This window comes from Bacillus sp. FJAT-26390, assembly GCF_001682865.1.
Taxonomy (GTDB): Bacteria; Bacillota; Bacilli; order Paenibacillales; family Paenibacillaceae; genus Pristimantibacillus.
Genome location: NZ_MAQX01000036.1, coordinates 158802 through 182184, shown reverse-complemented (window position 1 = coordinate 182184; position 23383 = coordinate 158802). Strand labels below are relative to the sequence as shown.

The window sequence follows — 23383 nt, the reverse complement described above, 5'->3', positions numbered from 1 at the left end:
TTTGTTTAAGGGTGGTAGGCAAGAGCGATGCAACGATATTTTGTAGCGGCGGAGCAGTTTGGCGACTCCGATATCCGCATAATCGGCGAGGATGCGCATCATGCGGTCCGAGTCATGCGCACGAAGCCAGGCGATAAGTTTATCGTCAGCGACGGACAGTCGCGTACTGCTCTTGTCGCGGTACGCGAGGCTTCTCCAACGCTCATTATGGCTGAGATAGTTGAGATGCTAAGCGCGGATAGTGAGCCTAATTGGGCAGTCACGATTGCGCAAAGCTTGCCGAAAGGCGATAAGATGGAGCTCGTTATTCAAAAAGGGACAGAGATCGGCGCTTATGCGTTCAAGCCTTTCCAATCGGAGCGAATGATCGTTCAGTACGATGGCAAGAAGGAAGCCAAGCGCATAGACCGCTGGACCAAGATCGCGAAGGAAGCGGCGGAGCAGGCGCATCGCAACCGGATTCCGGACATTGAGTCGCTACAAAGCTGGAAGGAGCTTATCCAGTCGTTCGGCTCTTATGATCTGGTGCTGTTTTGCTTCGAGCGCGAGGGCCATGCCGCTCATGGGCGGGGTATTGGCTCCGCGGTACGCGAGTGGATCAATCGTGCAGATATGGCCAGCAGCCCAAGCGTGCTGCTCATCGTAGGCTCGGAGGGCGGCTTCACAGATCGCGAAGCAGCTGAAGCGGAAGCGGCAGGCGCCGTGTTGGTTGGATTAGGCAGAAGAATATTAAGAACGGAAACAGCAGGCATTGTAGGATTAACCTGCTTGTTATATGAATCCGGAGAAATGGGAGGAGCGTAACTACTATGCCAACAGTCGCATTTTATACGCTAGGCTGCAAAGTAAACTTCTATGACACAGAAGCGATATGGCAGCTATTCAAAAACGAAGGCTACGAGCAGGTCGATTTCGAATCGACCGCAGACGTATATTTAATTAACACATGTACGGTAACCAATACGGGAGACAAAAAGAGCCGCCAGATCATTAGGCGGGCTGTGCGTCGCAATCCCGATGCCGTTATTGCGGTGACGGGCTGTTACGCTCAGACCTCTCCAGCAGAAATTATGGCGATTGAGGGCGTTGACCTTGTCATCGGTACGCAAGACCGCGAGAAGATCATGACCTTCGTTAATCAAATTCAAGGCGACCGCATGCCGGTAAATGCCGTGAGAAACATTATGAAAACGCGCGATTTTGAGGAGCTGGACGTTCCCGATTTCTCCGAGCGGACGCGTGCGTTCTTGAAAATTCAAGAGGGCTGCAACAACTTTTGCACATTCTGCATCATTCCATGGTCACGCGGACTTTCTCGCAGCCGTGCTCCGCAAAGCGTCTTAGAGCAGGCGAAACAGCTGGTAGCTGCTGGCTACAAAGAAATCGTGCTTACCGGAATTCATACCGGCGGCTACGGCGATGATATGGAAAATTACAATCTAACAAGCTTGCTATGGGATTTGGACAAGGTTGAAGGGCTAGAGCGCATTCGGATCAGTTCGATCGAAGCAAGTCAAATCGATGATGCGATGATCGACGTGCTGAACCGTTCGAGCAAAATGTGCCGTCACCTTCATATTCCTTTGCAAGCCGGCGAGGACTCCGTGCTTAAGCGGATGCGCCGCAAATATACGACGGCTGAATTTGCCGCTAAGATTAAACGCCTGCATGAGGCGATGCCTGGCGTGGCGATTACGACTGACGTCATCGTTGGTTTCCCGGGCGAAACCGAAGAAATGTTCGAGAGCGGCTTCCGCTTCATGGAAGAGCTCAAATTCGCGGAAATGCATGTGTTCCCTTATTCCAAGCGTACAGGCACGCCTGCGGCTCGGATGGAGGAGCAGGTGGATGAAGAGATCAAAAATGAGCGGGTCCACAAGCTGATTGATCTCTCCGAAAAAATGCAGCTTGCATACGCGAAGCAGTACGTTGGCCAAGTGCTTGACGTCATTCCTGAGCGCGATTACAAGGGTGCGCCGGGAACGGGACTCGTTATGGGTTATACGGACAACTACATTCAAGTGGTGTTTGACGGCTCGGAGGCTTTGATCGGCAAATTATGCCGCGTCAAAATTACCGAAGCAGGCGTCAATGAATGCCGAGCGAAGCTTGTCCGCGTCATGGAAGATCACCCTGCTGAGTCGAGCGAGATGGAGCTTCACAGCTTCGTGCTTGAGCGTCCGGAAGCCATTAGGGCATAACGTAAGCTTCACAAATACGGGGATTCCTTTGCTTATCGATTCCTTCTACGGAAAAGATGGAGGAATCCTTTGCTGCATATACTAAACATTACCGCTGTAAGGGGGAAACGGACATGAAGGAAATTTCAGCAGGCGGAGTCGTTTACCGCCGCACCGAGGAAGGTAAGCTGCAAATTCAGCTCATTCAGGATCGTTATGGAAAAGTATCGCTGCCAAAAGGAAAGATGGAGGCCGGCGAAACGATTGAACAGACCGCATTGCGGGAAATTGTCGAAGAGACAGGTCTTGAAGGAGTGATCATTGCTCCGATTGACCAAATCAAATACAAATATGAGCATGAAGCTCACGGCACGGTAGATAAAGAGGTTCATTATTATTTGGTGGAAGCCGTTGGCGGCTCCTTGCAGGCGCAGGTGGAGGAAATTCGCGGCGTCGACTGGTTTGATCCTCAAGAGGCGTGGAAGCGTCAGAAGCAATCGGGCTACGATAACAATCATCGCATCGTAGCCGGAGCGTTTCATTTGCTAGGGCTGCAAACGGATTAAGCTAGCGGACAGGGTCCAGCCGGCGAAATGCGCCCAGGTAGCAAAATGGCAATGCGAACAATGAGCTGAGAATGTTGAAGATCGTCTGCGTATGGGCGATTTGCCCTGCCGGGGACGAAGAGATCCATTCCGACAGCAGGGTGAGTTCGCCGGTGAAGGGCATGAACAGCAAGGCGCCTCCGGCGTTCAAGACGACATGAGACCATGCTACATATTGCCCGGCTTTAGTGCCGCCAATGGAAGCAAGCAGCGCGGTAGCGCATGTGCCGATATTAGCGCCAAGCACGACTGCGATTCCAAGCTCAATAGGCATAGCGCCGATGGATACGAAGCCCATAATAATGCCTATGACGGCAGCGCTGCTATGAACGGCAGCGGTAAGTATGGCGCCGGCTGCTAGACCCCACCATAAGCTATCGTCTGCTTTGTCTAGAAACCATCCAAACAGAGGGCTATCTTGTACGGCAGGGCCGACGCCCTGCATCATAGTGATGCCCGTCAAAAGCAGGCCGAAGCCGCACAGAACGACCGACGATGAACGCAGCGTATCGAGCCAGCGTGCGCTTCGAATGGCCGGAAATAGCCGGATCTCGCCAAACAACGCCGTGACAAGCCATGTGCACATCGCTACGATTAGCAATGGCATGGCAAGCTTATTTAAATTTAAACCGATCAACTCCGTCGTTATACAGGTGCCGATATTCGTGCCGAGTATGATGCCGAGCGTACGAGGGAAGGTAAGCAAGCCGGCATTAACCATGCCGATTGCAATAACCGTTACAGCCGTACTGCTCTGCAGGAAAGCTGTGGAGGCGGTGCCGATCACCAGTCCATGGATTGGCGTTGCGGTAGAACGAGCAAGGAAGCGGGTCAAGTAAGGGCCTGCCAATCGGTGGAGCGCAAGCTCCATCAGCTTCATGCCGCACATGAATACAGCGAAACCGAGCAGCATCGGAATAAGAATCGTTTGAACCATTAGACGGTCTCCTTATTTGTTAGTGAAAAGTTCATTTCGTAAGTATACATATGCCGCCAGCGAGACAAGCATGACAAGCAAGCTCAATGAGGGGAAGAGAGACAATCGTGAGTAATCCAAAAGTAGTTCTACTAAAGGCGAGAAAAAAAAGGCTGGAGCAAGGACATCCTTGGGTCTATGCAACAGAAATTGATCGGCTGGAAGGCGAGGCGCAGCCCGGAGATTTGGTTGATATCGTAACGCATCAAGGCCGTTATTTGGCAACGGGTTATTGGAATCCTAAATCGCAGATTACGGTAAGAGTGGTGTCCTATCAACCGATCGCGGCAATGGACGTTAGCTTTTTCCGCGACAGGCTTCTAAAGTGCCAGGAGCATCGCCGCCGCTTCGTTAAAGATTCCGATTGCCGCATCGTTTACGGCGAGGCGGATTTCCTGCCGGGCCTTGTTGTCGACCGCTTCAACAATGTGCTGGTGCTTCAGCTGCTCACGCTTGGAATGGACGCGAGAAGAGAAGCGCTAATAGAAGCGCTAATCGAAGTGTTCCAGCCGCAAGGCATATATGAGCGCAGCGACGTCAGCGTTCGGTTGCTTGAAGGGCTGGAGGAGCGTACGGGCGTACTATATGGCGATTGTCCATCGATTATTGAAATCGAGGAGAACGGCTTGAAGCTGGAGGTTGATATTGTAGAAGGCCAAAAAACTGGCTATTTCTTCGATCAACGGGAGAATCGCGCAGCCATCGCACCGCTTATGACAGGCTGGGGCGGCCGCAGCGGCATTCGCCTAGCAGATCGCGAAGCAGCGGAATCGGGATTGGCAGGCTCGGGCGAACTTGCGGCGCATAAGGCAGCGGATTCTGCGAACCTTGTTCCCGTTAATGCAAATGGCAAGATCGTTACGTTCCCTTATTGGGACGGCGCTTCTGTGCTTGAATGCTTCGCGCATACCGGCAGCTTCACGCTGCATGCTTGCAAATATGGCGCTAAGAAGGTAACTTGCCTTGATGTCTCGGAGCATGCCATCGATACAGCGAAGCGCAATGTCGAGCGCAATGGCTTTACAGACCGCGTTGAGTTTGTCGTTGCGGATGCGTTTGAGTATTTGCGCACGCAAGTTAAAGGAATCGACGAGCGGAAGCAGCGCGGCCTTGGCGGCGTGGATACCTCGAAGAAGCTTGAAGGCGCCGCTGGACGGACATGGGATGTCGTCATTCTGGACCCGCCCGCTTTTGCCAAAACAAAAAGCGCTGTTCCGGGCGCATGCCGCGGCTACAAGGATATTAACCTTCAAGGGCTAAAGCTTGTGAATGAAGGCGGATACCTTGTCACGGCAAGCTGCTCGTACCATATGAAGCCTGAATTATTTTTGGAGACGATTCAAGAAGCGGCGGTCGATGCAGGCAAGATGCTCCGTTTAGTCGAGTGGCGCGCAGCGGGCAAGGATCACCCTCAGCTGCTTGGCGTGAACGAAGGTCATTACTTGAAATTCGCGATTTTTGAAGTTAGAAGCAAATAACCGATAATTAACGGATAGACGGGAGAGCTGGGTATGTCGCTTCGCTTTGTCATCGGACGATCGGGAACCGGTAAAACATCCTATTGCTTGAATGAAATAAGGGAGCAGCTGCGCGTTCAGCCGGACGGGCCGCCGCTCGTCATGCTCGTTCCGGAGCAGGCAACCTTCCAAACGGAATATGCGCTGCTTCAAAGCGGCGATTTGAATGGCACGATCAGGGCACAGGCGCTTAACTTTCGGCGTCTGTCCTTTCGTGTTATGCAGGAAACGGGAGGGACAGCGCTTGTTCCAATCGGCGATACGGGCAAGCATATGCTGCTATATAAGATCGTTCACAGGCTTGGCGCTCAGCTGGAGTTGTTTCAAAGCGGTGCAGAGCAGCCTGGATTCATTGACCGTCTTGCGGAGCTGTTAACGGAGTGGAAACGTTATGGCATCGATTCGGAGCTGCTGCAAGAGAGGCAGGAGGCAGCAGACACGGGTGCGGGGCAGTCCACATTACTAAAGCGTAAACTGCATGATTTGCAGCTTATTTATAGCCAGATGGAGCAGGAACTCGCGGGCATGTACATCGACGCCGAGGATTATTTGCGTTATTTGCAAAATGGGTTCGCGGACGCAGCCTCCATGCACGGCGCGCAAATATGGGTCGATGGCTTTTATGGCTTTACGCCAACCGAGTACGAGGCTCTTGGCGCGCTAATCGCTTCCTCGGCGCAGGTTACGGTAACGCTGACGCTTAACCGGTCTTATGAAGTAGGAGAGCTGCCGCATGAGCTTGAGCTCTTTCATCCGACCGCCGAGACGTATAACAAGCTGATGGAGCTGGCAGCTAAATACGAGGTCGATGTCCAGGAGCCGACGGTGCTGGGAACTGACCTTCCCATCCGCTTTAGAAACAGTCCGATGCTCGCCCATCTTGAGAAGCATTATAGCGATCGAGTGTCGATGCTGATTGCGGACCGGGCGATGATGGATCATGAGGACAGGCGCAGCGGCGTATCGCTGCACGCTGCCGCGAATCGGCGAGCCGAGGTTGAGGCGGTCGCGCGCGATATCGTTCGCAGAGCGCAGAAGGAGGAGCTTCGCTGGCGCGACATCGCCGTGATGGTTCGCAATAGCGAGGATTATACCGATTATATTGGACTTGTATTTGCCGATTATGGCATTCCATATTTTGTCGATCAGAAGGAGAAGGCAGTCCATCATCCGCTTGTCGAATTTATCCGGTCCGCGCTCGAAACGGTGCTCTTCGGCTGGCGGTATGACGCGGTGTTCCGCTGCGTCAAGACGGAAATGCTGTTTCCTATGGATGGCAGCTTGCTGCGCGAGTGGTTCGATCTGCTCGAAAACTTCGCATTAGCGGCAGGCATCGACGGCTGGAAATGGCTCGATAAGAAGCGCTGGCATCCATTAGTTCCGATTTCCCTCGATGATGACGAGGAAATCGATACGAAAATCAGCGACAAAGCGCAGCGAGAGTTCGATATTGTGCTTGCTGCAAGAGAAGCCGTAGTTCCTCCGCTTCGCCGATTCGGCGAGGCGCTGAAGAAGGCGGAGAACGTCCAGCAGATGTGCGAGGCGTTATACCGCCTGCTCGATCACTCGGATGCAGCGGATCGTTTGGAGCGGTGGAGCTTGCAGGACACGCAAAATGGGAAGACGCAGCGGGCCAGAAGCCACCGCCAGCTCTGGGACAGCATCATGCAGCTGCTTGATCAGTTAGTTGAGCTTGCAGGTACGCAGTCGGTATCTCCTGAGCTGTTCGCCGGCATGGTTGAGGCTGGCCTCGACAGCTTGAAGCTTGCGGCGGTGCCTCCGGCGCTAGACCAGGTGCTGATCGGAAGCATGGACCGGACGAGGTCCGGCCATGTACAGGTCTGTTATGTTCTTGGTGCCAACGATGGCGTCATGCCGATGAGAGTGAAGGAGGACGGCATTCTTACGGAGCCCGAGCGGGAGAGGCTCGCAGAGGACGGATTAGCGATGGCGCCTGGCGTGCGCCGCCGCTTGCTCGATGAGCGGTTTATGATTTATAACGCCTTGACGACGCCAAGCCGGCATCTGTGGTTAAGCTGGGCCCAAGCAGACGAGGAAGGCAAAAGCTTGCTTCCCTCAGAGATTGTAAGGCATGTCAAGCAGCTCTTTCCCGGCATTCCGGTACAGAATGTTGCGGCTGAGCCGTCTCCAAGCTTGACGATATCAGAGCAAAGAATGTTCGTGTCGCAGCCGCAGCGAACGTTGTCTTATTTAATTGCCGCAATTCGAAAATGGCAAAATGGCGCGACGATCGCCCCTTTTTGGTGGGATATGTACAATTGGTTCGCGGTTCGGCCGGAATGGCAGCACAAGCTTCAGCTGCTGACAGCCTCCTTAACTTATGAGAACCAGGAGCAGCTGCTGTCGAAGGATACCGCTAGGCAGCTTTATGGAGCTCGGCTGCAGGTTAGCGTGTCGCGCATGGAGCGGTTCGTATCCTGTCCGTTCCAGCATTTTGCGATACATGGCTTAAAGCTCCGCGAAAGAAAGCTATACCGCCTGGAAGCACCCGACGTGGGGCAGTTGTTCCATGCGGCGCTCAGCCGGATGGCAGCAGGCCTTGGAGAGCGCTGGGGCAAGATGCCTGAAGCCGAGATTAGAGCCGCCGCCTCGCAAACAGTCGACGAGCTGGCACCTAAGCTTCAATCGCAAATTTTGCTCAGCAGCAGCCGTTTTCAATATATTGCCCGCAAATTGAAAGAGATCGTTGGACAAGCTGCGCTTATGCTGGGCGAGCACGCGCGCAGAGCGCAGTTTCACCCGGTCGGCACAGAGGTTGATTTTGGACCGGATGGCACGCTGCCTTCCCTGCGCATTCCGCTGGAAGACGGCGGTGTGATGGAGATTATCGGAAGGATTGACCGCGTAGATGCGGCTGAGACGGAAGAAGGTCTATTGCTGCGCGTGCTTGATTACAAATCAAGCTCCACGCAGCTGCGGCTGGAAGAGGTTGCTTACGGACTTTCCCTGCAAATGCTGACTTATCTCGACGTGCTCGTAACGCATGCATCCGCATGGCTTGGACAGCCTGCGTCCCCTGCAGGCGTACTCTACTTTCACGTTCATAACCCGCTGCTGGCGCTGACAAACAGCATGAGTCCAGCCGAGGTCAATGGACAGCTGTTGAAACGGTTCAAGATGCGCGGCCTCGTTACCGCCGATTCGGAAACCGTAAAGCTTATGGATGATGAACTAGAGACAGGTTACTCGGAGCTGCTCCCTGTGGCGCTTAAGCGTGACGGAAGCTTCTACAGCAGTTCCTCGGTCGTTACGAATGAGCAGTGGGATGTGCTTAGGCATTCCGTCAGAAGCACGATTAGCCGGATCGGCAGCTCGATCCAAGCGGGCGAGGTATCCATTGAGCCTTATCGCATGGGCACAAAAACGCCATGCCAGTATTGTGACTATAAAGCGGTATGCCAGTTTGATGCGCAGTTCGAAGGAAACGAATATAGGAAGCTGGGCAAGCCATCTAAGGAAGAGATTTGGCAGCAGCTGGAGAAGGAGTGATGAGTATGCACACGGCAAAGGATTCCCCCAAACCGGAAAACAGCACATGGACCGACGACCAGTGGGATGCCATCGTCACTAGCGGCTCCAACATTCTTGTTGCTGCCGCGGCTGGCTCGGGCAAAACAGCGGTGCTGGTTGAACGGATTATTCGAAAAATTTCGGCGCATACCGACGTCGACCGTCTGCTTGTTGCGACCTTTACCAAGGCGGCGGCAGCGGAGATGAAGGATCGGATACGGCTGGCGCTTGAGCAGGAGCTTGAGCGTGAACCGGATTCCGAGCATTTGCGCCGCCAGCTGGCTTTGATGAACCGTGCCTCCATAACGACGCTGCACTCTTTTTGCCTCGATGTTATCCGGCGGTATTATCCTTTAATCGGACTGGATCCTGGCTTTCGCATAGCGAACGAAACGGAGAGCGAGCTGATGCGGCTCGATGTGCTTGATCAGCTATTCGAGCAAAAGTACGAGGGAGCTGGAGATGACGGGGCGTTTCTTCGTTTAGCGGACCGCTATGGCGGCGAGCGCGGCGATGAACCCTTATACAGGCTGGTACAGCAATTGTACGATTTTGCGCAAAGCCATCCATGGCCGGAGCACTGGCTGCGCCAGACAGCGGAAGCATTTGACGTTGAAGACGTGGCAGCCCTTCAAGGCAGCCAATGGGTGATCAGCTTAAAGAACGATATCCAGCTTGCCTTGGAAGGCGCGGCTTCGCTGCTTCATCAAGCGCTGGATTTGACGCGGCAGCCTGCCGGTCCTGCGCCTTATGCCGCAACGTTCGATGAGGATTTGCAGGTTGTTCGCGGCCTTGAGGATATGATTCATGCGCAGCCTTGGGAGAAGTGGATTGAATCGTTTCAAGCGATTCAATTCGGCAAGCTGAAGGCGATGCGCGGCGATGAATATGACAAGTCGCTGCAGGAGCAAGCGAAGGACTTGCGCGATCAAGCGAAGAAGCTGATTACATCGCTTGCTGAGGAGCTGTTCGGCAGGGATGCCGGGCAATTTCTGGAGGAGCTCCAGGAGCTGGCACCGCTGATGCGCGCGCTGGCAGAGCTTGTTATTGAATTCGGACAAGGCTATGAAGCGGCAAAACGTGCGAAAGGGCTGCTTGATTTTGGGGATTTGGAGCATTACTGCTTGCGGATTTTGCGAGATGCCGCATCGACGCCGGAGCATATGACCCCTTCGGTAGCCGCGATTGAATTCCAGCAGCAATTCGATGAGATTTTGCTGGATGAATATCAGGATACCAATATGGTGCAGGAGGCTATCGTATCCTTAATCGAGCGCCCTGGCGCAGGGAATCGTTTTATGGTAGGCGATGTCAAACAGAGTATCTATGGCTTTCGTCTTGCGGAGCCGAAGCTCTTTTTGCAAAAATACAAATCCTACCTCTCGCGCCGGGAAACGAGCAAGCTGACTGAAACGGATGTCCCTCATGCCCTGCGTATTGACTTGGCGCGCAACTTTCGCAGCCGCTCAGAGGTTGTTGACGGGGTAAATGCGGTGTTCCGTGCGATCATGCGTGAGAATGTGGCCGAGATGGACTATGACGAGCGAGCGGAGCTTGTATGCGGCGCCTCCTATCCGAATCCGGTACCGGCTGACCGCTTCCAAGTGGAGTTTGCTGTATTAAACAAAGGGGATATGGATGACGCCGAGGATGATGATGCCGAAAATGCGGAGACCTCTGAGCTAACGGATGATGGCGACCAAGGCAATTTAGCTACGCAAGCGGAGTCGCCTTCCGAACTGAAAACGGCGCAGCTTGAGGCTCGCTGGATCGCGCAGCAGCTGAATGCCTTAATCGACAGCGGCTTTCAGGTCTATGACGGGAAGCGGCGCGAGAACAGGCCTATGCAGTGGCGAGATGTCGTCATTCTGCTGCGAGCGACGCAGCAATGGGCGCCAATCATTATTGAGGAGCTTCAAGGGAGCGGCATCCCGGCATATGCAGAGCTGAACAGCGGGTATTTTGACGCGATTGAAGTAGAGACGATGTTATCGTTGCTTCGCGTCATCGATAATCCGTATCAGGATATACCGCTGGCAGCAGCCTTGCGTTCGCCTTTATTTGCGCTAAATGGGGAAGAGTTAGCCCGCATTCGCATCCAATCGGCAAAATCGACGTATTACGATGCGGTGCTTGCAGCGGCTGGAGATTTGCTTCTGGAGGATGACACTCGCAGAAAGCTTTCATTGTTTTTGGAGAGCTTGGACCGTTGGCGCGAGGAAGCAAGGCAGGGCTCGCTAGCTAATCTGCTGTGGGAAATCTATCGTGAAACGGGCTATTACGACTTTGTAGGCGGCTTGCCGGGCGGAACGCAAAGACAAGCGAATTTGCGAGCGCTGCATGACCGTGCGCGGCAATACGAGGCGACATCGTTCCGCGGCTTGTTCCGTTTTCTGCGGTTTATCGAGCGCATGCGCGATAGCGGCGGTGATCTAGGGACGGCAAGAGCGCTCGGCGAACAAGAGGATGTCGTGCGCATCATGTCCATCCATAAGAGCAAAGGTCTCGAGTTTCCGGTCGTATTTGTGGCTGGTCTTGGCAAGCTGTTCAATCAGCAGGACGTACGCAGCGCTTTCCTGAAGCATAAAGAGCTTGGATTTGGCCCCCGCTTTGTTGATCCGGCTCTCCGTATCAGCTACCCTACGCTTCCTTATTTGGCGATTAGAAGGGCAATGCGAGGAGAGATGCTTGCAGAGGAAATGCGGATTCTATACGTTGCTTTGACTAGGCCAAAGGAAAAAATGTATCTTGTCGCAACGGTATCGGACGCGGAAGCAAAGCTTCGGCGCTGGCTGGCTTCAGTTGATGCGAATGGCAGAATGCCGGATTTCCGCGTGGCTTCCGCAAGATCCTTTATCGACTGGCTTGGGCCGCTCGCCGCAAGGCAAATCGCGGCAAAGCAGCAGGCGGACGAGAACGCGCCGAAGTGGCAAGCTGGAATCGTATCGGCTTCGATATTCGGCACGGAAGCCGCCGCGGCGGTAGAAGAGCCTGACCAAGAGGATTTGGCTAAGGAAGAAAGGCTGCAAGCCGTAACTTCCTTGGCCTTGCTTGAGCAAGTCGAGGAGGACCGGCAGCTCCGATCCCGGCTGGAATGGCAATATCCGCATCAAGAGGCGGCGCTGCTTGCAGCCAAAACATCGGTTACCGAAATGAAAAGGCTGCATGCGGAAGTAATGGAGGATGCGGTTCCTTTGGAGGAGCCGCAGAGTAATGATTATGCTGAGCAAGCGGACCCATTCTCCATTCCGGCTGCTAATTACACCTTGCGCCTTCGCCGTCCCAGCTTCATGGAAGAGAAGTCGCTTACAGCGGCGGAAAAAGGCTCTGTCAACCATTTGCTCATGCAGCATGTATCCCTTATGGAGCCAGCAGATGAGGAGAGGTTGAAACTAACGCTCGACGACATGATTAAACGCCGTTTAATGACGGTTAAGCAGTCGCAGGCGATTGATCTGACAGCCGTCGCCGCGTTTTTCACAAGTGAGCTAGGCCAGCGGCTGCTAGCCTCTGAGTGGGTACGTAGGGAGGTTCCCTTCAGCTGCATGTTTCCTGCGAGCCGGGTATATCCGGATTCCAGCGAAGCGTTAATGCAGGAACCAATATTGATTCAAGGCGTTATCGACTGCTTGTTTGAGGATGAGCGCGGCGTCGTATTGCTAGATTACAAGACGGATCGGATCAGCAGGCAGCAATGGGCAGAAGCGGCAGAGAGGCATAGGTTTCAGCTTGAGCTGTATGCGGAAGCGATCGAATCCGTACTCGGGCGCAAAGTGGATGAGTGCCATGTCTTTTTCTTTGACGGCGGACAGTCTGTGGAGCTGAAGCAAACGAACAAAGCATAAAAGGAGGCTGCGAAGTTGGAACAGCAGCAAACGGGCAAACGCTCGATCGCGCTGCCGATTACACTTGTTATTCTCGTATTCAGCTTAATCGGCAATGTATTTTTATACTCACAATTTTTACAGCATAAGCAGGAAAATAATTTTGTAAAAGGCCAAAAGATTTTTGCGGCAGCCATGGAGTCGAAGCAATATGTGGATGAAATGATTCCGGTGCTTGATGCGATGCTGCAAAGCAAAAGCTTAGAGGAACGCCTTAACGTAAAATTTGATGCAGGCAGAGTAACGGCAAAAGGAAATGCTGTAGCTAAGCTCACTGAAGAAGCGGCGAGCGTATCTGCTGAACCGGAGAAATTTAGTTCGGAATCGACACTGGCTTTTTTAGCTAATGCCGAAAAAGGCTTGCAATCACTAGGAAGCTACAACGGTGCGCTAAACGAAGAGGAACAAAGCTATGCTACAGGATTAAAAAGTTCTTTTGAAGCTATGTCTGAAACGATGAATGGCTTCAATACCAGCATCGCCGATAACCGAATCGCTTTAATCCGCTTGTCCAGCGGGCTTGACTGGATTGATCTGGTTTCGAAGCTTCAAGAAACGATGAAAAGCGCATCAAAATAATGCATGAGCCGGCAGTCTGGTATTCCATTGGACTCGCTCCCGATTTTTCGTTATGATAAGAGAAGGTTATTGAACAGGGGGTGAATCACATGGACTGTATTTTTTGCAAAATAATCGAAGGCGCAATTCCGTCGAAGAAGGTTTTTGAGAACGACAGAATTCTCGCATTCCACGACATACAGCCAGCTGCTCCGGTACATATTCTCATCATTCCGAAGAAACATATTCCGACCATGAATGACGTAACCGATGAAGATGATCCGGTCGTAGCCGAGCTGTTCTCGGTAGCCCGCCAGATTGCCAAGGAGCAAGGGATCGCGGAGTCAGGTTACCGTCTTGTCAACAATGTTAATTCCGATGGAGGACAGCTTGTTTATCACCTGCATATCCATTTGCTAGGGGGAACAAAACTTTCTTCGCAGCTGGCAAATATCCAAAGTTGACACTGCCTTTTGGTTTGACATATAATGAAATTTGATAAACCGTGTTATAGCTCTGGACGGTCTGTTTCGGAGGGAGGGAAAACTGGTGTCTGAAACTAAAGTTCGCAAAAACGAAACTATTGATGCTGCGCTTCGCCGCTTTAAACGTTCCATCGCTAAAGATGGAGTTCTAGCTGAGGTGAAAAAACGCAAGCATTATGAAAAGCCAAGTGTGAAGCGCAAGAAGAAGTCTGAGGCTGCGCGCAAGAGAAAGTTTTAGGAGGATCCTTCCATAATGAACCTGAGCGAAAGATTGACCGACGATATGAAGCAAGCCATGAAGAATCAGGACAAGTTTAAGCTTTCCGTAATTCGTATGATGCGCGCGTCAGTGAAAAACTTGGAAATCGATCTCAAGCGTCCTTTGGACGATAAAGAAGTGCTTGATATATTGAGTCGCGAAATCAAACAACGTAAAGATTCCCTCCAAGAATTTAAAAAAGCCGGCCGTGATGATTTAGTAGCGGGTCTTGAGGTCGAAATTGAAATTATTAGTCAATACCTTCCCGAACAGCTGACTGAAGAAGAGATTCAAGAGATAGTAACGCAGACCATCCATGAACTCGGTGCTTCTTCCAAAGCCGATATGGGAAAAGTTATGAGTGCCCTTTTGCCCAAAACAAAAGGACGCGCTGACGGTAAACTAGTAAATCAGCTCGTACAGCAACATCTCAACTAACTAAACATTCGGACTCACAAAACACCCCTTAACGGGGGTGTTTTTTTGTTTGTTCTGGTTCGAATGGTATAGTATGGAGAGCGAACAATGAAACTTTTTGGCCAGTTGTACGTAGTAGGGAACAATACATGAAAAGAAGGAGGAAGCTTCTTGCACATGAACCGATGGCGAAGAAGATTGTCCACCGCACCTATTGCACTGCTTACGGCTATTTTTCTGGTGACGCTTGCAGGCTTGTTCGTCACTCCGGCGGAGCAGGCGAAGGCGGCGAATGAAATCGGTCCCGCCGTTTATGTTATCCCAGTAAAGCAAACGGTTGAGTCTGGGTTGCAATCGTTTTTGGAGAGAGCGTATAAAGAGGCAGAGGAAGCGAAAGCAGAGCATGTCATTCTCGTAATTAATACGCTTGGCGGCAAAGTGGTGAACGCAGAGAGCATCGGCCATTTTATTCGGGAGAATAAAATTCCGACAACGGCGTTCGTTGAAGGCAAGGCGGTATCGGCAGGCACATATATCGCGCTCAATGCAGATAACATCGTCATGCAGCCTGGCAGCACGATCGGTGCCGCTGCGGTTGTAGATGGATCGGGTAATCTGATTGAAAATCCGAAGACGATCTCATTTTGGACTTCCGAAATGGCCGAGTCGGCGGGCTTGCAGGGGCGTGACAAAAGCATCGCTGCGGCGATGGTTGATCCGAATGTGACGCTGCCTTTGAAGGATAAGATTGGCAGAGACAAGCTTAAGGGCGAGATCCTTACTCTGACAGCCAGCGAAGCGGAGAAGGTCGGCTATTCCGAGCATACGGCTGCTTCTGTCGATGAAGTGGTGAAGTGGCTTGGCCTTGATGGCCGCACGCAGATTGAGGTTGCTCCGTCTCTTGCCGAAAATGCGGCCAGATGGCTCATCAATCCAATCGTTATGACGGTGCTGCTCATCCTAGGCATTGCAGGCATTGTCATCGAAATGCTCGTTCCTGGCTTTGGCGCTCCAGGCATAATCGGGCTGTTGTCGTTTGGCCTTTATTTCTTTGGCCATTACGTTGCCGGATTTGCGGGGATGGAATCGGTTGTCCTGTTCGTAATCGGGATTGCGCTGCTGATTATCGAGGTATTTGTACCGAGCTTCGGAATATTGGGCATACTCGGAAGTGCGTCGCTCATAGCGGGTGTAGTCCTGGCGGCGAATGATCCGATGACGGCATTCATCTCGATTGTCATCGCTCTTGTAGGTGCGATCATTCTGATTGCCATATTCGTAAGATTGAACAAAAAACGCGGCATTTGGAACAAATTTATTTTGCGTGACAAGCTGACGACGGAGCAAGGTTACTTGTCTGCTGATGTGAAGGATTCACTTCTAGGGCTCGAGGGGATGACGATTACGCCGCTGCGCCCAGCGGGTACAGTATTAATCGGCGATAACCGCATCGATGTGGTCACATCCGGCGAATTCGTCGATACGAATCGTTCCGTCAAGGTTATCAAGGCAGAAGGAACCTGGGTAGTCGTCAAAGAAATCGTAAAATAGAGCTGACAATTTAAATACATGGAGGTTGGACAAATGGATCCATTGGTTTCCTTTTTGATTTTGGCCGTAGTCGTTATTATCGTGCTGTCCGTATTTCTAAGCTTCTTCCCGATTATGCTTTGGATTTCGGCACTGGCATCAGGCGTTAGAGTAGGCATTATTACGCTCGTTGCGATGCGCTTGCGCCGGGTTGTGCCAAGCAGAATCGTTAACCCGCTAATTAAAGCGACTAAAGCGGGACTTGGGCTAAACATTAATCAGCTTGAGAGTCACTTCCTTGCTGGCGGTAACGTTGACCGTGTTGTAAACGCGTTGATCGCCGCGCAGCGCGCGAACATTCCGCTTATATTCGAACGTGCGGCTGCCATCGATTTGGCTGGTCGCGATGTGCTTCAAGCGGTTCAAATGAGCGTTAACCCTCGTGTTATTGAGACGCCTATCGTTGCGGCGGTGGCAAAGGACGGCATCGAGGTAAAGGTTAAAGCGCGAGTAACGGTACGTGCCAATATTGAACGTCTCGTCGGCGGTGCGGGTGAAGAAACAATTATTGCCCGTGTCGGCGAAGGTATCGTAACGACTGTCGGTTCGGCTAGTTCCCATAAGGATGTGCTTGAGAATCCGGATATGATATCGCGTACGGTGCTCGGCAAAGGGCTTGATGCGGGTACAGCGTTTGAAATCTTGTCGATTGATATCGCGGACGTAGACGTGGGCAAAAACATTGGCGCACACCTTCAAACCGAGCAAGCTGAGGCGGATAAGAAGATCGCTCAGGCGAAAGCCGAGGAGCGCCGCGCAATGGCTGTCGCGCATGAGCAGGAAATGAAAGCGAAGGTCGTCGAGATGGAAGCTCGCGTAGTCGAGTCGGAATCACAGGTTCCGCTTGCGATGGCTGAAGCGCTCAGAAGCGGGAAAATCGGCGTTTTGGATTATATGAACTTGAAGAATATCGAGGCTGATACGCAAATGCGCAGCTCCATTGGCAAGCAGGATAACTCCCCTGACCACAAAGAAGGCCGCTAATGCGATCGTTTGCAGCGAATAGCGTGACCGAGCCTTGGAGGTGAAGGCATTTTGAAAATTATTGAGTTTCTGATGAATAACATCTTTATCGTTGTCATAATTTTCGGAGCGCTTGCTTCGCTATTTGGCAAAGCAAGCTCGAAGAAGAAGCCAAGGCAAATGCCGGACTTTGGCGGAGGAGGGCTGCCTCGAACCTTGTTTCCGCAAAGCGAACGGGAACCAAGCCTAGATCCGCCCCAGCAGGAGCATACGGAGGGACAGCCCGTTTACCGGACTGATTCTGATCCGCAGCGTCAGCGTTCAGCTTATCCATCGCAATTAGCTAGAGAAACAGACGAGGCCGCAGGAACGTCTCAGATCGCGTCTCTGCAGCGTTCGCTTGAGCGGGCATCGGCAAGCAAAGCATTGGCCCAGGCTACAGCAGAGCGCAAATCAGCTGGTCAGAGCGCTGCTCGAACAACTGTGCAAGCTGACGATCTGCGCAACGCGGTCATATGGGCTGAAATTTTGGGTCCGCCCCGGTCCAAGAGACCGTATCGAAAATAATGAATGAACCGCCTGAGCATACCGCTCCGGCGGTTTTTTTGTTTTCCAAGGCGCATAAGCTTTATGTGGGAGATTCATCTCATAAAAACGTTAACTCTCGCATATTTTGGTACAGTACATGAAAACCGCCAATCCTTTGCTTTGCTCTGGCAAGGCTTAGCTTATGCTTGCTTACATAGCAGGTTTGCTCAACGAACCTTGAAGGAGGCAAAGATTCTTCCATGCGCCGTATAAAAAAGAAATTTCGCAAAGTGACAGCAGAGCTATTGGATATGCCGCATGATGTCGTCTTTGATTTGCCGCGTCTAACGATGATCGGCGATTGCCAGTTATATATCGAAAACCATCGGGGAGTCGTTCATTTCTCGAGCGAACGCTTGCGGCTCGCGCTAAGCAAAGGAGAGCTGGAGGTTACGGGCACCTCGCTCGTCATCCGCACCATATGGACGGAGGAAGTGTTTGTAGAGGGTCAAATCACTAACATTCAACTGATACCCTAAAATAGATGAAAGCAAGCTTGTTTTGCAAAAAAAAAATGTATCGGAGGCGAACGGAATGAGCGGACAAGGTGCCGATTGGTTAAAGGGAATGGTTACCGTTCACATAAGGGGAGGACAACCGGAGCTGCTCGTCAACCGTGCGCTCTCCGGCGGCTTGCAGCTGTCTTCCATTAGATGGACAAGCAGCGGCTTGCTCGAGTTCGAGATCTCGGTTAGCGACTTTTTTGGTCTTCGCCCGTATTTAAAGGAGACAGGCTGCCGGGCGCATGTCACTAAGCGCAAAGGGCTGCCGTTTCTGCTCGTGAAAGCGGAGCGCAGAAAACTATTTGCAGCCGGTATCGTTTTGTTTTTTGCAATCATATTCATGCTTTCGTCCTTGGTGTGGAGCGTTGAGGTGCAAGGCAATGTAAAGCTGACCGAGGATCAAATCCGTCTCGCCGCAAAGCAGGAGGGATTATATCCGATGCAGTGGTCGTTTCGCCTTGCCGATGCCGATGTTTTGTCCAAGCAGCTTGTGCGCAAGCTTCCGGGCTCAACATGGGTTGGCGTAGAGAAGAAGGGCACGAAGGTTATTATTCAAGTGGTGGAAGCTACGATCCCGAAGCTGGCTTCTTTGCAAACGCCGCGTCATCTCGTAGCATCGGCAGACGCTGTCGTGACAGAAATTATCGCGGAGGCGGGCAGGCCCGTAGTCAGAAAAAATACGAAGGTGAAGCAAGGGCAGACGCTGATCTCCGGAACCATTGGCGGAGAAGAGTATTCGCGAACGATCGTTGCCAAAGGCAAAGTAAGAGGCCTCGTCTGGTACGAGTTTGAAATCGCCTCGCCCATGGTTCAGCATGTTAAAGTATACACAGGCGAAAAGAAGACAAAATGGTTTGCGGTAATAGGCTCGCGCGCCCTCCAAGTAAGCGGCTATGGCGATAATCCCTTCAGCGATTCTGAGGCGATACGCCATGAGGAGAAGGCGGCATGGCGCAATTGGTCGCTTCCGATCGGCCGCATGAAGGAAACGATTATGGAGACGCGCATGGAGGAGAGGACGCTGACGGAAGAAGAGGCGAAGAGCGCCGGCATCCTGCAGGCAAAAGCCGATGTGCTCATAAAAGCAGGAAGCGATGCGGTCATCCGAGATGAAATTGTTTTGCATGAAAAGGCGGACAATGGTAAAGTTTATATGAAAGTTCTTTTTGAGGTCGAGCAATCTATCGTTAAGGAAATGCCACTAGTCCAGATGCAGGGAGAATGAGGATTGTTGCAAATTGAGACGAAAGTAGTAAAAATACCTCTAGGCAACGCAGCGGAGGGACTGGCTGTATTCGGACCCCAAGACAATTACTTGCGGCTTATTCAATCGCAGGTTGAATCATCGGTTACATCACGTGAAGCGGAAATTGTCATTTCAGGTCCATCTGAAGAGGTTGATTCGCTAGAACAGCTTTACAATGTGCTCATACAGCTCGTACGCGGGGGCTATCAGCCTTCCGAGAGAGATGTAGCATACGCGCTTGAACTCGCAAGGTCAATGCAAGCAGAAGAGCTGTTAGACTTGTTTAAGAAAGAAATTACGACGACGTACCGCGGCAAGCCGATTCGTGTGAAGACGATTGGGCAGCGCCATTATGTGAAGACCATCCGCAAACGGGATATCGTATTCGGGATTGGTCCCGCGGGAACGGGCAAAACCTATCTTGCCGTCGTATTAGCTGTAGCAGCGCTTAAGGAAGGCTCTGTGAAGCGAATCGTACTGACAAGGCCTGCTGTCGAAGCGGGAGAAAATCTCGGATTTTTGCCTGGCGACCTGCAGGAAAAGGTAGATCCATACCTTCGTCCGCTATACGATGCTTTGCATGATGTGATGGGCCCAGATCAAACAGTCAAAGCGATTGAGCGCGGCATGATCGAAATCGCGCCTCTTGCATACATGCGGGGGCGTACGCTCGACGATGCCTTTATTATTTTGGATGAAGCGCAAAATACAACACCGGAGCAAATGAAGATGTTTTTGACAAGGCTTGGCTTCGGGTCGAAAATGGTAATTACAGGGGACGTTACGCAAATCGATTTGCCGCGAGGCAAAAATTCGGGCTTAATCGAAGCGCAGCGTATTTTGAAAAACATAGAGGAAATAGGCATTATCCTTTTCTCTGAGCAGGATGTCGTGCGTCACTCGTTAGTGCAAAAAATAATTGTAGCCTACAACTGGGATGCTGAAAACAAAGCCTAGAAAGGAATGTCTGCTGCATGAACCAAAACCAGACCGGAAAACAGGAGAGCTTGCGGCCGTCTAAAACGGCGGGCTGGAAGCAAAGCACAGCCGTTCGCTGGGTGCTGATGTTTATGTTTGTGCTGCTATTCTATTTCAGCTTGGCTCCGCATCTCGTTCCCGAAACCTATGATATTGAGGAGGGCGCTGTAAGCGAGAAGGATATTAAAGCGCCCTTCCAAATAAAAGACGAGAAGGCGACAAGGCAGGCGGAAGAGGATGCCGCTGACAAGATCGACGTTATTTATTCGATCGTGCCGGTACGAAACGAGGCGCTGGTTGAGCAAATCTTTGTTCGGATTGAGCAGTTGAATTTGGATGACCAAGTGACCGTTCAAAATAAAATCGATATTTACCGAAATGAAATTCCAGGTCGCTATTCGGAATTCGTTGATAATTTTGTGAAGCTTAACAAGGGCAAAGGCACTTACAACGATACGCTGCTGGAAGAAATGTCGGTCATTACGAAAGAGCAGCAATATACGATTCCGGAAGAAACGTTCTACAAGATGCCGAACTTAACTTCCGAAACCTTAACCGAGATGCGCAAAGTAGCTCGGGATATTGTGCGTAAGCTGTCAGGCGAGCAGCTTCGCGAGGCGGAGACTGCAAGAACACAAGTCGCTGAGCTCGTAAACGCAAGCTCGTTATCTAGCCGGACAAGCAGAGAAATCGTGCAGGAGCTGGCAAGATTCGCGATTATGCCAAACAAGTTTTTGGACAAAGCGGCAACGGATGAGGCTAAAGTGCAGGCGAAGCAAAATACGCCGCCTGTCGTCATTAAAGAAGGGGATCTGATCGTCAAGCGCGGCCAGACGATAACGCCTGATTTGTACAAGCTGCTGGTAGATTCCTCGCTGCTGCAGGATAAGAAGAACTATTGGCCGCAGCTGGGGCTGTTGATTATGTCCTTGATGTTCATCGTTGTGATTTATGCTTATTTGCATCAATCCGGAAGCATCAACGGCATAAAGCCGAAATATAACAATGCGTCGCTGCTTATGTTGTGGCTCATCTTCCTAATAAATGTGATCACAATCCAGATTGTTTCATTGACGCAGACGGATGCCGCGCCGTATGCTGGCTATTTGGCACCTGCCGCGCTTGGAACGATGCTGATTACGCTGCTCCTTGATATGCATTTAGCGATGATCAGTTCGATATTATTTGCGATTATGGGAAGCATTATATTAAATACCAGCCAGAACCAAATTTTCGATTTCCAGTACGGCTTTGTCATTATTGTCGTTTCGTTTGCCGCTATTTTCTCGATACACAGGGCGAGCCAGCGGTCTACCATTTTGAAGGCAGGTATTATGGTGAGCTTGTTCGGCTCCTTTTCCGTCATTACGGTTTTGCTGCTGTCCGAGCAGATGGATCGCATGCCGTTCATTTATTCGGTCGCATTTGCTTTCGGAAGCGGACTAATAACGGCGGTTCTGGTTATCGGCCTAATGCCTTTCTTTGAAATAACGTTTGGCATTTTGTCGGCGCTCAAGCTTGTGGAGCTGTCGAATCCGAACCATCCGCTGCTTCGCAAGCTGCTGACGGAAACGCCGGGCACGTATCATCACAGCGTAATGGTCGGCAATTTATCGGAAGCGGCGGCCGAAGCAATTGGGGCAGATGGCTTGCTGTGCCGCGTGGGTTCGTTTTACCATGATATCGGGAAGACGAAACGGCCGAATTATTTTATCGAGAATCAGACGAATATTGAAAATCCTCACGACACGATCGATCCAAAGCTTAGCAAATCGATCATTGTTGCGCATGCTAGAGATGGTGTGGACATGCTTAAAGGGCATAATATCCCTAAGCCGATCCGGGATATCGCCGAGCAGCATCATGGGTCAACCTCGCTGAAGTTCTTTTATTACAAAGCGGTTAAACAGGCGGAGGAGCAGGGAGTGGAGCCCGCGTTTACCGAGGATGATTTCCGTTATCCTGGTCCGAAGGCGCAATCGAAGGAAGCGGCAGTCGTCGGCATTGCCGATTGCGTGGAGGCGGCGGTGCGCAGCTTGCGCAATCCAACTGTGGAGCAGGTAGAGGCGATGATCCACAAAATTATTAAAAGCAGGCTGGATGATAATCAGTACAATGAATGTGATTTGACGTTGAAGGAGCTTGACAAAATTGCGCAGTCGCTTAAAGAAAGCGTAATTGGCATTTTCCATTCGCGTATTGAATATCCAGATGACGTGAAAACAAAGGAGCGCTTGGCATGAGCTTGCAGCTAGGTTGGAGCAACGAGCAGGATAAATTAGAAATACCTGAGCAGTGGATTACAAAATTAGAACAGCTGTTGCAGCTTGCAGGCGAAGCGGAAGGCATTACGGGCGGCGAGGTATCGCTGACGTTCACGAACGATGAGGAAATTCATCAGCTTAACCGCGAATACCGCGGCATTGATCGTCCTACGGATGTCTTGTCGTTTGCCATGCAAGAAGATGGCGTGGATGAGCTTGACATCATCTTCGAAGTAGAGAGCGAGGACGAGGTTGATCCGATTTCCGGAATGCTTGGCGACATTATTATCAGTGTCGATACGGCACAGGCACAAAGCGAGGAGTATGGCCATTCTTTGGAGCGTGAAATCGGCTTTTTGTTTGTCCATGGTTTTCTGCATCTCATCGGCTATGACCATCAAGACGATGCAACGGAAGCAGAAATGACCGCGAAGCAGGAAGCGATTTTGCAGAAAGCTGGCCTTTCCCGGTAATGAGTAAGTTTATTCATAGCTTCGCTGTTGCGATATCCGGGATCGGCTTCGCGCTACGAACGCAAAGCCATATGCGGTTTCATGCCGTTGCTGGCTTGGCGGCATGCCTTTTAGGGCTAATCGTGTCGCTTGAGCCGTTGGAATGGGCGATTATTTTGCTCGCTATCGCCGTTGTCATAAGCGCGGAAATGATCAATACGGCTGTTGAACAAGCCGTTAATCTGGCTAGCCCGGACATTCATCCGATAGCTAAAGTAGCGAAGGATGTTGCGGCGGGAGCCGTGTTAGTTGCGGCAGCGATCTCGGCTATAATAGGGCTGCTCATCCTTGGGCCGCCCTTATGGCATTTAATGGTGAAATAAGCTG

20 protein-coding genes are annotated in these 23383 nt (G+C 51.6%); 19 read left to right on the top strand and 1 reads right to left on the bottom strand.

The features are described from left to right. Positions 1-27: 27 nt before the first annotated feature. The 3 genes from A7975_RS31505 (at position 28) to A7975_RS31495 (ending at position 2746) form a co-directional block, all read left to right on the top strand. Positions 28-804 carry an RsmE family RNA methyltransferase gene (locus A7975_RS31505; RefSeq protein WP_065387764.1) on the top strand — a complete coding sequence of 259 codons (777 nt, stop codon included), beginning with the start codon at positions 28-30 and terminating at the stop codon, positions 802-804. Positions 805-809: 5 nt separating this feature from the next. Further along, positions 810-2201 carry a tRNA (N(6)-L-threonylcarbamoyladenosine(37)-C(2))-methylthiotransferase MtaB gene (gene mtaB, locus A7975_RS31500; RefSeq protein ID WP_065387763.1) on the top strand — a complete coding sequence of 464 codons (1392 nt, stop codon included), beginning with the start codon at positions 810-812 and terminating at the stop codon, positions 2199-2201. Positions 2202-2314: 113 nt separating this feature from the next. Beyond that, positions 2315-2746 carry an NUDIX hydrolase gene (locus A7975_RS31495; protein WP_053376831.1) on the top strand — a complete coding sequence of 144 codons (432 nt, stop codon included), beginning with the start codon at positions 2315-2317 and terminating at the stop codon, positions 2744-2746. Between the two features lies 1 nt (position 2747). Here the strand turns inward: A7975_RS31495 and A7975_RS31490 are convergent, their stop codons facing one another. Next, the gene (locus tag A7975_RS31490) at positions 2748-3722 is read right to left on the bottom strand and encodes a Na/Pi cotransporter family protein (RefSeq protein ID WP_065387762.1); all 975 of its coding nucleotides are present in this window, start codon (positions 3720-3722) and stop codon (positions 2748-2750) included. A gap of 107 nt (positions 3723-3829) precedes the next feature. On the opposite strand from A7975_RS31490, the gene A7975_RS31485 reads away from it, so the two are divergent. The 16 genes from A7975_RS31485 to A7975_RS31410 all read left to right on the top strand — a co-directional run bounded on the left by A7975_RS31485 (position 3830) and on the right by A7975_RS31410 (position 23379). Next, positions 3830-5239 carry a class I SAM-dependent rRNA methyltransferase gene (locus A7975_RS31485; RefSeq protein ID WP_255314630.1) on the top strand — a complete coding sequence of 470 codons (1410 nt, stop codon included), beginning with the start codon at positions 3830-3832 and terminating at the stop codon, positions 5237-5239. Between the two features lie 33 nt (positions 5240-5272). Continuing rightward, complete coding sequence (gene addB / locus A7975_RS31480; RefSeq protein WP_065387760.1) at positions 5273-8788, top strand: helicase-exonuclease AddAB subunit AddB; 3516 nt, start codon at positions 5273-5275, stop codon at positions 8786-8788. Positions 8789-8793: 5 nt separating this feature from the next. Next, entirely contained in the window at positions 8794-12654 is a 3861-nt protein-coding gene (gene addA, locus A7975_RS31475; protein WP_082198580.1) for a helicase-exonuclease AddAB subunit AddA, read from the top strand. Between the two features lie 15 nt (positions 12655-12669). Continuing rightward, the gene (locus tag A7975_RS31470) at positions 12670-13272 is read left to right on the top strand and encodes a hypothetical protein (protein WP_065387758.1); all 603 of its coding nucleotides are present in this window, start codon (positions 12670-12672) and stop codon (positions 13270-13272) included. Between the two features lie 89 nt (positions 13273-13361). Further along, entirely contained in the window at positions 13362-13715 is a 354-nt protein-coding gene (locus tag A7975_RS31465; protein ID WP_053376825.1) for a histidine triad nucleotide-binding protein, read from the top strand. Between the two features lie 85 nt (positions 13716-13800). Next, complete coding sequence (gene rpsU, locus A7975_RS31460; RefSeq protein WP_005547957.1) at positions 13801-13974, top strand: 30S ribosomal protein S21; 174 nt, start codon at positions 13801-13803, stop codon at positions 13972-13974. A gap of 15 nt (positions 13975-13989) precedes the next feature. Beyond that, positions 13990-14433: a GatB/YqeY domain-containing protein gene (locus A7975_RS31455; protein ID WP_053376824.1), complete on the top strand. Its 444-nt coding sequence runs from the start codon at positions 13990-13992 to the stop codon at positions 14431-14433. Between the two features lie 156 nt (positions 14434-14589). Further along, positions 14590-15963, top strand: coding sequence for an NfeD family protein (locus A7975_RS31450; protein WP_065387757.1), 1374 nt, complete (start codon positions 14590-14592; stop codon positions 15961-15963). A gap of 33 nt (positions 15964-15996) precedes the next feature. Next, on the top strand, positions 15997-16986 hold the full coding sequence (gene floA / locus A7975_RS31445; RefSeq protein ID WP_053376822.1) for a flotillin-like protein FloA: 990 nt from the start codon (positions 15997-15999) through the stop codon (positions 16984-16986). Between the two features lie 51 nt (positions 16987-17037). Beyond that, entirely contained in the window at positions 17038-17532 is a 495-nt protein-coding gene (locus A7975_RS31440; RefSeq protein ID WP_053376821.1) for a hypothetical protein, read from the top strand. Positions 17533-17753: 221 nt separating this feature from the next. Further along, complete coding sequence (gene yqfC, locus A7975_RS31435) at positions 17754-18032, top strand: sporulation protein YqfC (protein WP_053376820.1); 279 nt, start codon at positions 17754-17756, stop codon at positions 18030-18032. 55 nt (positions 18033-18087) lie between these two features. Next, a complete protein-coding gene (gene yqfD / locus A7975_RS31430) occupies positions 18088-19281 on the top strand; it encodes a sporulation protein YqfD (protein ID WP_053376819.1) in 1194 nt (397 codons plus the stop codon). A 6-nt stretch (positions 19282-19287) separates the two neighbouring features. Next, the gene (locus tag A7975_RS31425; protein WP_053377870.1) at positions 19288-20259 is read left to right on the top strand and encodes a PhoH family protein; all 972 of its coding nucleotides are present in this window, start codon (positions 19288-19290) and stop codon (positions 20257-20259) included. 17 nt (positions 20260-20276) lie between these two features. Next, on the top strand, positions 20277-22523 hold the full coding sequence (locus tag A7975_RS31420) for an HD family phosphohydrolase (RefSeq protein ID WP_053376818.1): 2247 nt from the start codon (positions 20277-20279) through the stop codon (positions 22521-22523). Beyond that, the gene (gene ybeY / locus A7975_RS31415; protein ID WP_065387756.1) at positions 22520-23017 is read left to right on the top strand and encodes an rRNA maturation RNase YbeY; all 498 of its coding nucleotides are present in this window, start codon (positions 22520-22522) and stop codon (positions 23015-23017) included. The genes A7975_RS31420 and ybeY overlap by 4 nt, the downstream gene beginning before the upstream one ends. Then, positions 23017-23379, top strand: coding sequence for a diacylglycerol kinase family protein (locus tag A7975_RS31410; protein WP_053376816.1), 363 nt, complete (start codon positions 23017-23019; stop codon positions 23377-23379). Before ybeY ends, A7975_RS31410 begins: the two co-directional genes overlap by 1 nt. Positions 23380-23383 lie beyond the last annotated feature (4 nt).

What these genes read in the sequence shown, in the direction of transcription:
- A7975_RS31505 (WP_065387764.1), top strand. Translation starts at nt 28, where the DNA reads ATGCAACGATATTTTGTAGCGGCGGAGCAGTTTGGCGACTCCGATATC.
- mtaB (WP_065387763.1), top strand. Translation starts at nt 810, where the DNA reads ATGCCAACAGTCGCATTTTATACGCTAGGCTGCAAAGTAAACTTCTAT.
- A7975_RS31495 (WP_053376831.1), top strand. Translation starts at nt 2,315, where the DNA reads ATGAAGGAAATTTCAGCAGGCGGAGTCGTTTACCGCCGCACCGAGGAA.
- A7975_RS31490 (WP_065387762.1), bottom strand. Translation starts at nt 3,722, where the DNA reads ATGGTTCAAACGATTCTTATTCCGATGCTGCTCGGTTTCGCTGTATTC.
- addB (WP_065387760.1), top strand. Translation starts at nt 5,273, where the DNA reads ATGTCGCTTCGCTTTGTCATCGGACGATCGGGAACCGGTAAAACATCC.
- addA (WP_082198580.1), top strand. Translation starts at nt 8,794, where the DNA reads ATGCACACGGCAAAGGATTCCCCCAAACCGGAAAACAGCACATGGACC.
- A7975_RS31465 (WP_053376825.1), top strand. Translation starts at nt 13,362, where the DNA reads ATGGACTGTATTTTTTGCAAAATAATCGAAGGCGCAATTCCGTCGAAG.
- A7975_RS31455 (WP_053376824.1), top strand. Translation starts at nt 13,990, where the DNA reads ATGAACCTGAGCGAAAGATTGACCGACGATATGAAGCAAGCCATGAAG.
- A7975_RS31450 (WP_065387757.1), top strand. Translation starts at nt 14,590, where the DNA reads ATGAACCGATGGCGAAGAAGATTGTCCACCGCACCTATTGCACTGCTT.
- floA (WP_053376822.1), top strand. Translation starts at nt 15,997, where the DNA reads ATGGATCCATTGGTTTCCTTTTTGATTTTGGCCGTAGTCGTTATTATC.
- yqfC (WP_053376820.1), top strand. Translation starts at nt 17,754, where the DNA reads ATGCGCCGTATAAAAAAGAAATTTCGCAAAGTGACAGCAGAGCTATTG.
- yqfD (WP_053376819.1), top strand. Translation starts at nt 18,088, where the DNA reads ATGAGCGGACAAGGTGCCGATTGGTTAAAGGGAATGGTTACCGTTCAC.
- A7975_RS31420 (WP_053376818.1), top strand. Translation starts at nt 20,277, where the DNA reads ATGAACCAAAACCAGACCGGAAAACAGGAGAGCTTGCGGCCGTCTAAA.
- ybeY (WP_065387756.1), top strand. Translation starts at nt 22,520, where the DNA reads ATGAGCTTGCAGCTAGGTTGGAGCAACGAGCAGGATAAATTAGAAATA.
- A7975_RS31410 (WP_053376816.1), top strand. Translation starts at nt 23,017, where the DNA reads ATGAGTAAGTTTATTCATAGCTTCGCTGTTGCGATATCCGGGATCGGC.